Here is a 14,111-nt window from a genome sequence, read left to right as displayed (position 1 = left end):
ACGAAGGGATGATCGATGTCCGTAAAAACCGCGGCGCTGCTGCTGATCATCGGCATCGCCGTCAATATCACCATGGTGGTCACCAGCAGCGTGATGACACTGGCGGCGTGGCAAGGCGCGCTGTCCGGCTGGGAATGGCGGCTGGCGGCGGGCCCCATCCTCACCGCGATCGGGCTCGTCTCGCTGCAAGGGCCGTTGCTGCTGCTCGCGATCGCGCTCTATCGCCGGCGCGACGAGCACTGAGCGCCGCACGGCCGGATATTTGCGCAAGGGCTACCAATTCGCCGCACTGCATTCCAATATGCCCGCATGAAGCAATCGACTGCGCTCAAGATCGCCACCGGCGTCGCCGCCGCCGCCATTGGCGGGTTCTTCGTCTATTCGCGCGCGACGCGGCCGCCGGTGATCAATCCCGCGGTGCCCGAGCCGGCAAAGCCGGTCGAGCTCACCCGTTATCTCGGCAAATGGTTCGAGCTGGCGCGGCACGAGAACCGCTTCCAGAAGGGGCTCGACGCGGTCACGGCGGATTATGCGCTCGAGCCCGATGGCCGGATCCGCATCGCCAATGCCGGCCGCCAGGGCGGCGCGCAGGGCGAGTATAGCTATGCCGAGGGCCATGCGATCGTCGCCGACGAGGCGACCAACGCCAAGCTCAAGGTCTCGTTCTTCGGGCCGCTCTACACCGGCGATTATTGGGTGCTCGATCATGGCGACGACTATGAATGGTCGATCGTCGGCGAGCCGGGCGGACGCTATTGCTGGCTGCTCCACCGCGATCCCAGGCCCGCCCCCGCGGTGGTCGAGGCTTTGCTCAAACGCGTCGAGGCGCTGGGCTATGATCGCTGGGCGCTGCGGATCACCCGGCAGGGCTGAGGCCGTCGCCGAACTTCAGCGCTGGCTGGTCTCTCTTGGTGGCGGCACCCAAGCTCGTCACCCCGGCCTTGTGCCGGGGTCCGCAGAGAGGCAGGCAAGCCACTCTTTTTCAAAGCTTTCCGGTTGCCGCACGGTGGATCCCGGCACGAGGCCGGGATGACGAAATAGTGCGTCGCCGCTTGTAATGTAGGGTTTCGCCTGCTGCCCTGCGCGCCGGCCCGGCGCTGCCGTGCCCGCTCTTTGACGCGGTCGATTTTCCAACAGCCATCGCGCAACAAAATGTCGCGTCCGCGCAACGCGTGAGTCGTTCAATCGCGACTCTTGCGACTCTAGGGCGCGCAAATCCTACTCTCGGGGTCCGCGAATCGGCGTAATTCGCCTACAGGCTGGCCCGCGCCCGGACGTCCGATTTGCCGCCTTCCGCCGTTCGCAACGGCCGGGTATCAGGGATGCGGGAGGGACGCGTTTCATGGCTTTGACCGGGCTCGATATCGCCGTGCTGCTCGCGATCGGCGGGGCGGCGGTGCTGGGATTCATCCGCGGCTTCGTCACCGAAGTGCTCGCGCTGGGCGCGTGGCTCGCGGTGGTCCTCGTGCTCAAGCTGTTCCATGGCCCGCTCGCCGGGGCGATGGCGGGCATGGTCGGCACCGCGCAGGGCGGGGCGGTGCTCGCCTTCGCGCTGCTCTCCGGCGTCACCTATTTTGCCGGCCGGCTGATCGCCAACACGATCGGCTCGCGGATGCGCGACAGTTTCCTCGGCCCGATCGATCGCGCGCTCGGCTTCGGCTTCGGTGCGCTCAAGGGGTTGGTGCTGGTCAGTGTCGGCTTCCTGCTGCTCGTGCTGGTGTTCGACACGGTCGGCGGCGGACCCGGGGGGCGGCCCGACTGGATCACCCATTCGACCACCTATCCGCTGCTCGACAAGTCGAGCGCGACGGTGGCCGATTTCGTCGATCGCCGCCGCAAGGGCGAGCCGGTGTTCGGCGACGAAGACGAGGGCAACGCCGCCAACGCGACGAAGTAGCGATCGGCGCGCTTTGGGGGTCGCATCCTCGGCCCCGGTCCCTTAAGTCGGGAGCGGAATGAACGCGCCGCTCTACAACACGCAGATTCTCCGGCTCGCCGCCGAGATTCCCTTTCACGAGCGGCTGGCCGATCCCGCCGCGAGCGTCGAGAAGCGCTCGCCGGTGTGCGGGAGCCGGGTGACCGTCGATGTCGATGTCGATGGCGAGGGGCGCGTCGCCGCGGTCGGGATGCTGGTGCGCGCCTGCGCGCTCGGCCAGGCCTCGGCCTCGCTGATGGGGGCGCATGTCGTCGGGCGCAGCGCCGACGAGATCGCCGTCGCACGCGACCAGCTCATTGCCTGGCTCGCCGGCGAGCGCGATGCGCCGCCCGATTGGCCGGGGATGGAAATCTTCGCGCCGGCACTGGTCCATCGCGGCCGCCACGCCGCGATCCGCCTCGCCTTCGAAGCGGCCGCCGAGGCCGCAGCCGGAGCGCAGCGCTGATGGAAGCCCATGCCGATGGCTCGCTCCTCCACGATGGCGTGCCGATGCTGGGCTTCGCGCTCGTCTTCGTCCTGATCTTCCGCCGGCTCGGGCTGGGCGCCACGCTGGGCTTCCTCGTCGCCGGCGCGATCGTCGGGCCGCAGGTGCTCGGGCTGGTCGGCGGCGCCGAGACCAAGCTCGGCATCGCCGAGCTCGGCATCGCGCTGCTGCTGTTCCTTGTCGGGCTCGAGCTGAGCCCTTCGCGGCTGTGGCGGATGCGGCGCGACATTTTCGGGCTCGGGCTGATGCAGGTCACGCTGTGCGGGCTGGCGATCGCCGCGATCGTCTGGGTGGTATCGCAATCGACGCTCGCGGCGGCGCTGGCGCTCGGGCTGCCGCTGGCGCTGTCCTCGACCGCGCAGGTGCTGCCGCTGCTCCAGTCGCAGGGCCGGCTGCGCACCCCGCTCGGCGAGCGCGCCTTCGCGATCCTGCTGTTCCAGGACCTGTCGATCGTGCCGCTGATCACGATCGTCGCGGCGATGTCGCGCAACCCCGCCGACATGGGCGGCCCGCCGGGCTGGCTGCTCGGTCTCTACACCGTCGCCGCGATCGTCGGGCTGATCCTTGTCGGACGCTATGTGCTGCGCCCCGCGTTCCGGCTGATCGGCAATCTCGGCGAGCGCGAGATGTTCGTCTTCGCCGGGCTGTTCACCGTGATCGCCAGCGCGGCGATCATGGAGATGCTCGGGCTGTCGGCGGCGCTGGGCGCGTTCATCGCCGGCGTGATGCTCGCCGATTCGCCCTATCGCCACGAGCTCGAGGCCGATGTCGAGCCGTTCCGCGCGATCCTGCTCGGTATGTTCTTCCTCGCCGTCGGCATGACGCTCAACCTCGCGGCGATCGCCGAGCGGCCGTTGTTCGTCGCCGGCATGGCGCTGGCGCTGATCGCCACCAAGACCGTGCTGATCAGCGGGCTGGGGCTGCTCTTCGGCATGCAGAAGCGCCAGGCCTTCGCGCTCGGCGTGCTGCTGAGCCAGGGCGGCGAGTTCGGCTTCGTGCTGTTCGCCCAGGCGCAGTCGGCGATGCTGGTCACCGGCGAGGCGGCGAGCATCTTCGGGGCGATCGTCACGCTGTCGATGGCGACCACGCCGTTCCTGATGATGGCCACCAAGAAGCTGCGCGCCGAGCCCGAGCGCAGCGCCGAAGGACTGGACGGTCCCCGGCACGAAGGCTCGAATGCCGTGGTCGTGGGCTATGGCCGGTTCGGCCAGACGGTCGCGCAGATGCTGATCGGCCAGGGTATTCCGGTCACGCTGGTCGATACCGATGTCGAGATGATCGAGACCGCGGGCACCTTCGGGATGAAGGTCTATTATGGCGACGGCACCCGTGTCGACATCCTCCGCCAGGCCGGCGCCGCCGATGCCGAGCTGCTGCTCTTCTGCCAAGACGGCGACGGGCTCGACACCGAGGCGCTGGAAGGGGTCCACCACGCCTTTCCGAACGCGACGATCTTCGTTCGCGCCTATGATCGGCGCTCGGTGATGAAGATGAAGGGCGCGCCGATCGCCGGGGCGGTGCGCGAGCTGCTCGAGAGCGCGATCGTGATGGCGCGGCGCGCGATGGATGCGGTCGGGGTCGACGGCGCCGAGATCGACAAGACCGAGGCCGAATATCGTCGGCGCGATTTCGAGCGATTGAAGCTCCAGCGCGAGACCGGCGACATCTATGCCGCGCGCGATTCGATGTTCAGCCAGGCCGGCCAGGCCGCGGCGGCCGAGACGGATCTCGAGCCGCGATGAAGAACCGGCCCTTCCGCGAGCGCATGGGTTTCGCGCTGGAGGGCATCCGCACCGGCTGGCGGCGCGAGGCGAGCTTCCGAACGCAGACCATGCTGGCGGGCTGCGCGCTGCTCGCGCTCCTCGTGCTGCGGCCGGCGCCGATCTGGTGGGGGCTGGTGGCGGTAACCTGCGCGCTGGTGCTCGCGCTCGAGCTGCTCAATTCGGCGATGGAAGCGGTGATCGACTTGCTCCATCCCGGCATCCACCCGTCGATCAAGATCGCCAAGGACATGCTGGCGGGGGCGGTGCTGACGATCAGCGCAGCGGCGCTGGTGGTGGGCGTGGCGATGGTGGTGGCGACGGGACCGGCGTTTCTGGCGGAGATCGGCCTATGAAGCTGGTGACGGTGCTCGCCGCGCTCTCGGGCGCGCTCGCAGTGGCGGCGGGCGCGTTCGGCGCGCACGGCGCCACGGGGCAGGCGGCGGAATGGCTGCGGACCGGCGGGCAATATCAGTTGATCCACGCGGTCGCGGCGCTGGTCGCGGTGCGGATGGGCATGCGCCGGTCCCCCTGGTTGTTCGTCGGCGGCGCGGGGCTGTTCGCCGGAACGCTGTATCTGATGGCGCTGGGGCTGCCGCACTGGCTCGGCGCGATCACGCCGATCGGCGGTGCCGCGCTGATCGCCGGGTGGATCTGCCTCGCGGTGGGCGCGGCGCGGGCGAAGCCATGAAACGCCCGGCGGCCGCGGTGCTGGCCCTCGGAGTGCTGACAGCGTCGGCGGGTGGCTCGCATGCCCCGTCGAAGCCGGTGCTCGCCGAGGATTTCGAATCCGATCGCGGCGCGGTCTATCGGATACTCACGCGCGATCCGCGGCTCATCGTGGTCGCGGGCGCGGGCGTCGGCGGCGGGCGCGCATTGCGGACGACCTATGCCGGCGGGCCGACCGGCAGCGACGGAACCGCGCATGAGATCCCGCTTGGCGAAGCCGGCGGCGAGTATACGCTCAACTACGACGTCCGGTTCGACCGCGATTTCCAGTTCGTGCGCGGCGGCAAGATGCACGGTCTGGGCCCGGCGGAGCCGGTCACCGGCGGCAATGGGGTGCGGCCCGATGGCTGGAGCGCGCGCGTGATGTGGCGTGAGCTAGGGCGTCCGGTAACCTATACCTATCATCAGGACCAACGCGGGACCTATGGCGATGACGGACCCGAGGCACGGCCCTTCGCTTTCGCGCTGGATCGCTATTATGCGATCTCGCTGCATGTGCGGCTGAACGACGCGGCCGATCGACGCGAGGGTTCCGTCCGGCTCTATGTCGACGGTGTGCTGGTGTCGGCGCAGGAGAAGATTCGCCTGCGCGGAGGATCCGGCGAGGCAGGACTGATCAGCACCTTTCTGTTCCACACCTTCCACGGCGGGCATGACCCGAGCTGGGCACCGCGCAACGCGGCGGGCGACTATGCCGAGGTCCATGCGTGGTTCGACAATATCGCGGTCTATCGCGGAGAGCGTATCCGCCCGCGTCCCGGCGCCTGATATGCTCAGCCTACCGGCACGAAGGCGAGGTGCTGGAAGTCGTAGCTGAAATCGGCCAGCGGCGAGAGCGGCTTCATCGTGACGCCGGTGACCTTGCTGTCGGCGACGACGAAGGTGACCGTCGCGTCCTCGCCCGCGCCCTTGGGGAAGCGCGTGCGAAAGGTGTCCTTGCCCCACGGCTCGAGCATGCTCTTGAAAACCGGGGTGGGCAGGAAATCGATATGGAGGCCCTTGCCGCGGGTGGTGACGAGGATGTCGCCATACCAGGGATCGCGGTAGCGCCCCGCATAGGCCGATAGCGGCAGGCTGGGCGCGCCGGCGGGAGCCGTGTCGACGCCGCCGCTGCCGAGTTCGGCAAGGCCATCGGCCTCCTGCTTCTTCACCCGCGCACGCACCGCGGCGACCCAGTCGAAGGCCGGGGCGCCGATGATCTGGTCGAGCAGCGCGTTGCGGATCCCACCGGAGACCGCGTCCTCGGTGTTCGAAAGCACGACCACCGCCGCCTTGCGGCCGGGGAGCATCGCGGTCTGGGTGACCTGCCCCGAGAGCCCGCCCGAATGGTGGATCAGCCGCTCGCCGCGGAAATCCTGGATGAACCAGCCGAGCGCATAGGTCTGGGTGACGCCGCGCGCGGGCCACGCCTCGGTCGGGCCGTCCGAGGAGGCGACGATCGTCTGCGGCTTCCACAGCTCCGCCTGCTGCGCCGCGCTCCACAGCGCGCGGCCGTCCGGCAGCTTGCCCCCGGCGAGCTGGAGCTGAAGCCATTTGGCGACGTCACTGACGCTGGCGTTGATGCCGCCGGCGGCGTCGGTCATGATTCCCTCGTCGGGCGCGATCACTTCCATCGGGCCCATGCCGCGCACCGGCGGGCCGAGCCGGGCATGGCGGCCGGCGACGTCCTGCGTATTCAGGAAGCGCAGCGCCGGGACCGCATCGGTCATTCCGATCGGCTTGAGCAGGCGTTCGGAGACGAAAACGTGCCACGGCTTGCCCGAGAGCTTCTCGATCAGCAGCCCGGCGACGACGTAGAGGATATTGTCATAGGCATAGCCGGTGCGGAAGCCGCGCTCGGCGGCGAGGAAGGGTAGCGCCTTGATCGCATCGCTTGCGGGGCGTTCGGTGGCGGGAAACTGCATCAGATCGCCGGCGCCGAGCGCGAGGCCGCTATTGTGGACGAGCAGGTCGCGGACGGTCAGCAATTCGGTAACGCGCGGATCGTGCATGCGGAAATCGGGGAGATAGTCCTTGACCGGCTTGTCCCACGCGACCTTGCCTTCCTCGACCAGCATCGCGAGCGAAGCGGCGGTGAATGCCTTGGAGTTCGACGCGATGCCGAAGCGGGTATGGATCCCGACCGGCGCGGGCTTGCCGAGCGTGCGGACGCCATAACCCTTGAGATAGACCGGACGGCCGGGGCGGATCACCGCGACGGCAATGCCGGGCGTCTCGAACGCCGCCATGAAGCGCTGGACGACGCCGTCGATCGCCGGATCGGCCTGGGCAGCATCCTGCGCGAAGGCGAGGCCGGGCAGCGCGGCGGTGCCGAGCCCGGCGAGCGACCAGGCGAGCGCCTCGCGGCGATTGAGTTGCAGGCCGGTCATGCTGGTCCCCCCGAGATTGATGGGGAGCTTAGGGGGAAATACGCCCCAGACAACTCCCCTCCCTGCAAGGGAGGGGCCGGGGGAGGGTGCGAGCGCAAGCGAGCCCACCGAACTGCCTGGAACGAAGAAAAGGCCGGGCATCGAGCCCGACCTTTTCTCACCCACCCCTAACCCCTCCCTTGCAGGGAGGGGAACAACCGGGGCTTATTTCGAGACGATCTTCGCGATCTGCGCGGCGGTGACCGGGTGATAGGTCGGGCGCGCGTCCTCGAAGAAGCGCTTTGCGATCGGCTTGCCCCAATCACCTTGCGCCATCAGCCCCTCGAAGATCGGGCGGATCAGCAGGCCGCGGCCGACGCTCTTCACGAACGCCTGGATCGAAGGGAGTGCGGGCTCGTAGCGATTGGCGATCGCCAGCTCGGCCCAGGCCGAGCGGACATAGGCGTTGGTCGAAGCCGAGAGACCGAGCGTCTCGTCAAGCTCCTTGAGCCGCGCGGGTGTTTGCTCGCGCGGCAAGCCGTTGAGGAAGCGCAGCCATTGCTGGGTCGCCCAGCCCTTGGGCGTGACCGCGGAGACCGGGCCGCCCGCCTTGACTGCAGCGAGCTGGGCATCGACCTCCGCCAGCGTCGCCGACTTCACATGCACGGCGTTTTCCGGAAGCCCGGCCTGATAGGCCCAGCGATCGAGCTGGAGCTTGGCCTCGAGCGCCTTGTCGCCCTTGATCAGGTTCTTGCGGATATCGGCGAGGAAGCCCGCGGTGGTCTGCGGCTGGAAGGCGTGGCGGTCGAAATAGGAGCGCAGATAGGCGTCGAAGCGGTCGCGGCCCACGGCCTGCTCGATCGTGCGGAGGAAGGTGGAGCCCTTGAAATAGTCGAGCTGCCCCGCGGTCGCGCCGGGATCGCCGTGCAGGCGCGTGCTCGGATCGGCATCGCCGCCGGCGTCCTTGATGTCCTTGACGAGGCCGTCCCAGTCGAGATCGGCGTACATCGCGGCGCGCTCCTTGCCGTAGACCGCCTCCATGATGCGGTTCTCGAAATAGGTGGTGAAGCCCTCGTTGAGCCACGAATCGGACCAGGTCGCGTTCGTGACGAGATTGCCCGACCAGCTGTGCGCGAGCTCGTGCGCGACGACATCGGTGTTCGAGCGGTCGCCGGTGATGATCGTCGGCGTGAGGAAGGTGAGGGTGGGGTTCTCCATCCCGCCGAACGGGAAGCTCGGCGGCAGCACGAGCATGTCGTAGCGGCCCCAGCGATAGGGGCCGTAGAGCGCCTCGGCGGCGTCGATCATCTTCTCGACATCGGCGACTTCGTGCGCGGCGGCATCGAGCTGGCTCGGTTCGGCCCACACGCCCGAGCGCGGACCGGTCGCCTTGAAGGCGAGATCGCCGACCGCCAGCGCGATCAGATAGGGCGGGACCGGCTTGTCCATCCGGAAGCGGAAACGCCGCTGGTAATGGGGGACGAGTTCGCCCTTGCCGCCATCGAGCCGCTCGCCGCTCATCACCGCGACGAAGCCATCGGGCACGGTGATCGTGGCCGACCAGGTCTGGCGGATGCCGGGGCTGTCCTGCGTGGGGATCCAGCTGCGATTGTTGATCGGCTGGCCCTGGCTGAACAGATAGGGCTGCTTCTTGCCGGCGGTTAGCTCGGGCGCCAGCCATTGCAGCGCCGACGCGCCGGGTTTGGTGCTGTAGCGGATCGCGATCTGGCGGGTGCCGGCGGGGAGTTCGATGGTGAGCGCCGAGCCGAGCTCCTTATCCCGCGGACCGACCGTGTAGCGCAGCGGCCTGCGCTCGGCGTTGGTGACTTCGAAGATCTCGAGATCGTCGACATCGAGCACGATCTGCTTCGCGTGCGGGGACGCAAGGACATCGAGCAATGCGCGGCCCGAGACGGTCTTGCTCTCGAAGCTCACGTCGAGGTCGAGATCCACATGCGTGACACGCGCGGCCTGCGGCTCGGCGTGCGTCCAGACATCCCTGGCCTCGGGGGTGGTGAGGATCGGTGCGGGCTGTGCCTGCTGCGCGGCGGCGGGGGCGGCAATCACGAAAGCGGCGAGCGCGGGAAGGAGGATTTGCATGGCGGCTTGCTATGCCGATCGACGATGAACGGCAACTGAGTGGAGCGCTTCAAATCCTCCCTCGCGCAGCGGGGGAGGTGGCGCCGAAGGCGACGGAGGGGGGCATCTCCTCGGGCGAGGTCGCTCGCGGCGAGACCCCCTCCGTCATGCTGCGCATGCCACCTCCCCCGCTAAAGCGAGGGAGGATCTTGAAGGTCAGCGAGGCTGTTCGTCGAGGAAGGCGGCGACATCGGTGAGGTCGACGGTCTTGTCGAGGAAGGTCTGGCCGATGCCGCGAGCGAGCAGGAAAGGCAGGGTGCCCGCCGCCATCTTCTTGTCGTGGAGCATATGCTCGACCAGCCGCGCGCCCGAGGCAGTGACGCCGGCCGCGGCGAGCCCGTTGGGCAGGCCGATCGCGGCGAGATGCGCGGCGACGCGCGCGGCGTCCTGCGCTGTGCACAGGCCGCGGCGTGCCGAATAGCCGAAGGCCAGCGCCATGCCCGCGGCGACGCCCTCGCCGTGGAGCAGCTTGTCCGAGAAGCCGGTCTCGGCCTCGAGCGCGTGGCCGAACGTGTGTCCCAGGTTGAGCAGCGCGCGCTTGCCGGTCGTCTCGCGCTCGTCCTCGGCGACGATGCGCGCCTTGGCGGCGACCGAGTGCGCGATCGCGGTCTCGCGTGCCCGCGGATCCCCCGCGAGCAGCGCGGCGGCGTTGGCCTCGCACCATTCGAAAAAGGCGAAATCATCGATCAGGCCGTATTTGACGACCTCGGCATAGCCGGCGCGTTGCTCGCGCTGCGGCAGGGTATCGAGCACCTGCGGATCGATCAGCACGACCGCGGGCTGGTGGAAGGCGCCGACCAGGTTCTTGCCGGCGCGGCTGTTGATCGCAGTCTTGCCGCCGACCGAGCTGTCGACCTGCGCGAGCAGGGTCGTCGGGATCTGGACGAAATTGCAGCCGCGCTTGAGGATCGAGGTCGCGAAGCCGACGAGATCGCCGATCACGCCGCCGCCCAGCGCGATGACATGGTCGCTGCGCTCGACGCCCAGCGCGAGCAGGCGATCGGTCAACGCTTCGAGTTGCGCCCAGCTCTTGGTCGATTCGCCGGGCGGCAGCACGATCGCCTCGCTGGCGACGCCGGCAGCGGCGAGGCTCGCCTGCAGCGTGGCGAGATGCGGCAGGACATGTTCGTCGGTGACGATCGGCATCGTGCGGCCGCGCGCGAGCGGCGCGAGCACCGCGCCGGCGCGGGCGAGCAGTCCGGCCTCGATGCGGACGTCGTAGCTGCGGTCGCCCAATGCGACGGGAACGATGGTCAAGCGCGGATCGCCTTCAGAATTTCGTCGACGGTGGTGTCGTGCGGTGCCGCGATGCTCTGCACGCGGATCGGCGCGAGCGCATAGAAAGGATTTCTTACCGCCGCCAATTCGGTGAGGATATCTTCGGGATCGCGGCCGCGCAGCAGCGGACGCGTGTCGCGGCGGCGCACGCGATCGGCGAGCACCGCGGGCTCGGCGTCGAGCCATACCGCGATCGCCTGATCGAGGATCAGCGCGCGCGTCTCGGCATTGAGGAAAGCGCCGCCGCCGGTGGCGATCACCTTGGGGGTGCCGTCGATCAGCCTGGCGATCACCCGGCGCTCCCCGTCGCGAAAATAGGGCTCGCCGAACTTCTCGAAGATGTCGGAGATCGTCATTCCCGCCGCGGCCTCGATCTCGTGGTCGGCATCGACGAAGGGCAGGCGCAGCCGCTGGGCGAGACGCCGGCCGACCGTGGTCTTGCCGGCACCCATCAGCCCGATCAGGACGAGCGGCTTGCCCTTCCAGGGCCAGTCTTGAGCATGCGCTTGCAACATTGTCGGGGGGCTATACAGCGAGGGCGGGTCTCGGGCAAAAGGCCCGCGCGTTTCTCAATTTACGGACCTTTCCATGTCCCGTTCGCTGCTGGCTCTCATCGTCGTCCTCCTCGTGCTGGTGGGGGGAATCTTCTACCTCTCGACGCGAAGCTCCGAGAAGGAGCCGGTCCGTATGGAGAAGGTGGTCCCGCTTGATAACCTCACGAAGTAAGGCGTCGCGGATCGGGCTGGCGGCGCTGCTGCTGGCCGGCGTGGGCGTGCCCGCGCTGGGGCAGGACACGCCCGAATCGCTGCTGCCGCCCGGCTTCGACGATCCGGCGCCCACGCCTGCACCGGCGCCCGCGCCCGGCGCGACCAGCGCGCCCGCGCGCCCGATCGAGCAGCCGCTCCCGGTCGATCCGGGGGCGTTGCCGCTCGACAACACGCTCGGCAATTTCGCCGCGCAGGCCGACGCGCAGGCCGCCGCGGTCGATCTTTCCCGATATGAGCTGCCGGAATTCGCCCGGCGCTCGCTCGATCGCGTCGGCATCGTCGCGGCGGGCAATGCGCCGTTTCCCGCTGATTCGTTCGGGCATGCCGATGGACGCTTCCTCCGGACCCTGATGCGACGGATGGACGCGCCGATCGCGTCGCGCTGGGTCTCGATCGCGCTGCGCCGCGCGTTGATGTCGCCGCTCGATACGCCGGCGAACGCCAATGGCGCCGATTTCGCCGCCGATCGCGCTTGGGCGCTGCTGCGCATGGGCGAGGCCAATGCCGCGCGCGCGGTGATCGAGGATGTCGACACCGACAATTACACGACCTGGCTCTATCAGGTGGCGATGCAGTCGGCGCTCGCCTCGGGCGATCCGGCCGCCTTGTGCCCGATCGCGGACAAGGGCGCCGAAGCGATCGCGCAGCGCGGCTGGGCATTGGCGCAGGCGATGTGCCTCGGGCTTGCCGGCAAGCCCAACGAGGCGGGCAAGCAGTTCGAGCGCGCGCGCTCGGGGACGAGCCCGTCGGACATCGACAATCTGCTCGCCGAGAAGGTGCTCGGCACCGGCGCGCAGGGCCGTCGCGCCGTGACGATCGAATGGAACCCGGTGAGCCAGCTCACCGCGTGGCGCTGGGGCCTCGCGACGGCGACCGGAGTCGAGGTTCCCGCGGAGCTCTACCAGACCGCCGCGCCGCAGGTGCGCTATTGGCAGGCGCTCGCGCCCAATATCGATCCGGTGGCCCGGGCGACGGCGGCCGAACTGGCAGCGACGGCGGGGGTTTTCTCCAATGCCGGACTGGTCGATCTCTATTCCGAAATAGAGCAGGGCGGCGATTCCGGGGCGGCGCAGACCGTCGCTCGCGATCTGCGCACCGCCTATACCGACGGCGATGTCGGCACGCGCATCAAGGCGCTCGAGACGCTGTGGGATGCCGCCACCACGCCGCGCACCCGCTATGCCCGGCTGATCCTCACCGCACGCGCCGCTTCGTGGATTCCGGCACGCGACAAGGTCGAGGAGACCGACCGGTTGATCGCCTCGATGCTGTCGTCGGGCTACGATGCGGCGGCGCTCGAATGGCGGGGCGTGGCGCCGCGCGGGAGCGAGGGCTGGGCGCTGCTCGCGCTCGCCGATCCCGGCAGATCGGGCGTGGCGGCAGGCGACGTCACCGGCTTCGCCGATGGCGCATCGCGTCGCAAGGCGCAGATGCTGCTCGCCGGGCTGGCCGGGCTGAACCGGATGAGCGCAGGCGACGCGCAGAGCGCGGCCGCCGCGCTCGACGTGCAGATCGGCGGGGTCAATGGCTGGACGCAGGCGATCGACGCCGCGGGCCAGCGCGGCGACGCGGCGACGGTGGCGCTGCTCGCCGGCGTGGGCATGCAATCGCCGACCTGGGACTATGTCGCCCCCGAGGCGCTGTTCCACATCGTCGCGGCGATGCGCGCGGCGGGAATGGTCAATTACGCGCGGATGATCGCCGTGGAGGCGGTTACGCGGGCGGCTTGAGCCAGCTCGAGGATCGCGCGCTGATCGAGCGCTTTCTCGAGATGATGCAGGCCGAGGCCGGCGCGGCGGGCAACACCATCGCCGCCTATGGCACCGATTTGCGGCTCGCCTCCGAGGCGCTCGGCGGAGGCCTTGGAGACGCCGGACCGGAGGAGATCGCGCGGCTGGCCGGCGAATGGCAGGCGCTGGCGCGATCGACGGTCGCGCGTAAGGCCGCGGCACTGCGGCGCTTCTTCGCCTTCCTCGCCGACGAAGGCCTCCGCGAGGACGATCCGAGCGGCGCGCTGCCGCGGCCGGGGACGGCGCGTTCGCTTCCCAAGGTGCTGAGCATCGGCGACGTCGACGCGATGTTCGCGGTGATCGCCGCCCGTCAGGCGCGGGTGCCGGCCGATCCGCTCGATCTGCGGCTCGCGGCGCTGGTCGAGCTGCTCTACGGATCGGGACTGCGCGCGACCGAGCTCGTTTCGCTGCCGCGCAACGCCGTGGCGCCCGACCGGCCCTATCTGATCCTCAAGGGCAAGGGCGGGCGCGAGCGGCTGGTGCCGATCTCGGACCGCGCGCGGGCGGCGGTGGCCGAATGGCGCGCGCATGTCGACAGCGCACGGGCATGGCTGTTTCCCTCGGGCAAGAGCCATCTGTCGCGCGTGCGGCTCTATCAATTGATCCGCGCGCTCGCGGCCGAGGCGGGGATTCCGCCCGAGCGCGTCAGCCCGCACGTGCTGCGCCACGCCTTCGCGACGCATCTGCTCGAAGGCGGCGCGGATCTGCGCGCGCTGCAGGCGATGCTGGGCCATGCCGACATCGCCACCACCGAAATCTACACCCATGTCGACAGCCGACGGCTGGTCGCGCTGGTCAACGAGCGGCATCCGCTGGCCGAAGCGCTCGGGCGCAAGGGACGGTGACAGGGATATTTGGATCGTGGCCGTCGTTGACGTAA

14 protein-coding genes are annotated in these 14,111 nt (G+C 69.2%); 10 read left to right on the top strand and 4 right to left on the bottom strand.

Going from position 1 to position 14,111, the window contains the following annotated elements; translation table 11 throughout:
* Positions 1–15: 15 nt before the first annotated feature.
* The 8 genes from E5A74_RS04075 (at position 16) to E5A74_RS04040 (ending at position 5,677) form a co-directional block, all read left to right on the top strand.
* Entirely contained in the window at positions 16–243 is a 228-nt protein-coding gene (locus E5A74_RS04075; protein WP_135982949.1) for a hypothetical protein, read from the top strand.
* Between the two features lie 66 nt (positions 244–309).
* On the top strand, positions 310–873 hold the full coding sequence (locus E5A74_RS04070) for a lipocalin family protein (RefSeq protein WP_135982948.1): 564 nt from the start codon (positions 310–312) through the stop codon (positions 871–873).
* A gap of 469 nt (positions 874–1,342) precedes the next feature.
* Positions 1,343–1,897 (top strand): CvpA family protein, encoded by a 555-nt coding sequence (locus E5A74_RS04065; protein WP_135982947.1) that lies wholly within the window; start codon positions 1,343–1,345, stop codon positions 1,895–1,897.
* A gap of 58 nt (positions 1,898–1,955) precedes the next feature.
* Positions 1,956–2,381: an iron-sulfur cluster assembly scaffold protein gene (locus E5A74_RS04060; RefSeq protein WP_135982946.1), complete on the top strand. Its 426-nt coding sequence runs from the start codon at positions 1,956–1,958 to the stop codon at positions 2,379–2,381.
* On the top strand, positions 2,381–4,162 hold the full coding sequence (locus E5A74_RS04055; protein WP_135982945.1) for a cation:proton antiporter domain-containing protein: 1,782 nt from the start codon (positions 2,381–2,383) through the stop codon (positions 4,160–4,162). The genes E5A74_RS04060 and E5A74_RS04055 overlap by 1 nt, the downstream gene beginning before the upstream one ends.
* Complete coding sequence (locus tag E5A74_RS04050; RefSeq protein ID WP_135982944.1) at positions 4,159–4,536, top strand: diacylglycerol kinase; 378 nt, start codon at positions 4,159–4,161, stop codon at positions 4,534–4,536. The genes E5A74_RS04055 and E5A74_RS04050 overlap by 4 nt, the downstream gene beginning before the upstream one ends.
* Positions 4,533–4,871: a DUF423 domain-containing protein gene (locus E5A74_RS04045; RefSeq protein WP_135982943.1), complete on the top strand. Its 339-nt coding sequence runs from the start codon at positions 4,533–4,535 to the stop codon at positions 4,869–4,871. The genes E5A74_RS04050 and E5A74_RS04045 overlap by 4 nt, the downstream gene beginning before the upstream one ends.
* A complete protein-coding gene (locus E5A74_RS04040; protein ID WP_135982942.1) occupies positions 4,868–5,677 on the top strand; it encodes a polysaccharide lyase in 810 nt (269 codons plus the stop codon). The genes E5A74_RS04045 and E5A74_RS04040 overlap by 4 nt, the downstream gene beginning before the upstream one ends.
* A gap of 5 nt (positions 5,678–5,682) precedes the next feature.
* On the opposite strand, the gene E5A74_RS04035 is transcribed toward E5A74_RS04040, so the two are convergent.
* From E5A74_RS04035 to E5A74_RS04020, 4 genes are all read right to left on the bottom strand, one after another.
* Positions 5,683–7,278 (bottom strand): serine hydrolase, encoded by a 1,596-nt coding sequence (locus tag E5A74_RS04035; RefSeq protein ID WP_135982941.1) that lies wholly within the window; start codon positions 7,276–7,278, stop codon positions 5,683–5,685.
* 204 nt (positions 7,279–7,482) lie between these two features.
* Positions 7,483–9,357 carry a M1 family metallopeptidase gene (locus E5A74_RS04030; RefSeq protein ID WP_135982940.1) on the bottom strand — a complete coding sequence of 625 codons (1,875 nt, stop codon included), beginning with the start codon at positions 9,355–9,357 and terminating at the stop codon, positions 7,483–7,485.
* Between the two features lie 195 nt (positions 9,358–9,552).
* The gene (gene aroB / locus E5A74_RS04025; RefSeq protein ID WP_135982939.1) at positions 9,553–10,653 is read right to left on the bottom strand and encodes a 3-dehydroquinate synthase; all 1,101 of its coding nucleotides are present in this window, start codon (positions 10,651–10,653) and stop codon (positions 9,553–9,555) included.
* Entirely contained in the window at positions 10,650–11,189 is a 540-nt protein-coding gene (locus E5A74_RS04020) for a shikimate kinase (protein ID WP_135982938.1), read from the bottom strand. The genes aroB and E5A74_RS04020 overlap by 4 nt, the downstream gene beginning before the upstream one ends.
* 191 nt (positions 11,190–11,380) lie before the next feature.
* Between E5A74_RS04020 and E5A74_RS04015 the strand changes: the two genes are divergently transcribed.
* The gene (locus E5A74_RS04015) at positions 11,381–13,171 is read left to right on the top strand and encodes a hypothetical protein (RefSeq protein ID WP_240699631.1); all 1,791 of its coding nucleotides are present in this window, start codon (positions 11,381–11,383) and stop codon (positions 13,169–13,171) included.
* Positions 13,168–14,076, top strand: a complete 909-nt coding sequence (locus E5A74_RS04010) for a tyrosine-type recombinase/integrase (RefSeq protein ID WP_276469513.1) — start codon at positions 13,168–13,170, stop codon at positions 14,074–14,076. Before E5A74_RS04015 ends, E5A74_RS04010 begins: the two co-directional genes overlap by 4 nt.
* The last annotated feature ends 35 nt before the right edge of the window (positions 14,077–14,111 follow it).

Source organism: Sphingomonas naasensis (genome assembly GCF_004792695.1).
In the GTDB taxonomy this organism is placed as follows: domain Bacteria; phylum Pseudomonadota; class Alphaproteobacteria; order Sphingomonadales; family Sphingomonadaceae; genus Sphingomonas; species Sphingomonas naasensis.
The sequence above is the reverse complement of the archived record's forward strand: the minus strand, read 5'-3'. Positions and strand labels throughout refer to the sequence as shown.

Excerpts from the sequence above, each read along its gene's own strand:
- E5A74_RS04075 (WP_135982949.1), top strand. The coding sequence starts at position 16 with ATGTCCGTAAAAACCGCGGCGCTGCTGCTGATCATCGGCATCGCCGTC.
- E5A74_RS04070 (WP_135982948.1), top strand. The coding sequence starts at position 310 with ATGAAGCAATCGACTGCGCTCAAGATCGCCACCGGCGTCGCCGCCGCC.
- E5A74_RS04065 (WP_135982947.1), top strand. The coding sequence starts at position 1,343 with ATGGCTTTGACCGGGCTCGATATCGCCGTGCTGCTCGCGATCGGCGGG.
- E5A74_RS04060 (WP_135982946.1), top strand. The coding sequence starts at position 1,956 with ATGAACGCGCCGCTCTACAACACGCAGATTCTCCGGCTCGCCGCCGAG.
- E5A74_RS04055 (WP_135982945.1), top strand. The coding sequence starts at position 2,381 with ATGGAAGCCCATGCCGATGGCTCGCTCCTCCACGATGGCGTGCCGATG.
- E5A74_RS04050 (WP_135982944.1), top strand. The coding sequence starts at position 4,159 with ATGAAGAACCGGCCCTTCCGCGAGCGCATGGGTTTCGCGCTGGAGGGC.
- E5A74_RS04045 (WP_135982943.1), top strand. The coding sequence starts at position 4,533 with ATGAAGCTGGTGACGGTGCTCGCCGCGCTCTCGGGCGCGCTCGCAGTG.
- E5A74_RS04040 (WP_135982942.1), top strand. The coding sequence starts at position 4,868 with ATGAAACGCCCGGCGGCCGCGGTGCTGGCCCTCGGAGTGCTGACAGCG.
- E5A74_RS04035 (WP_135982941.1), bottom strand. The coding sequence starts at position 7,278 with ATGACCGGCCTGCAACTCAATCGCCGCGAGGCGCTCGCCTGGTCGCTC.
- E5A74_RS04030 (WP_135982940.1), bottom strand. The coding sequence starts at position 9,357 with ATGCAAATCCTCCTTCCCGCGCTCGCCGCTTTCGTGATTGCCGCCCCC.
- E5A74_RS04020 (WP_135982938.1), bottom strand. The coding sequence starts at position 11,189 with ATGTTGCAAGCGCATGCTCAAGACTGGCCCTGGAAGGGCAAGCCGCTC.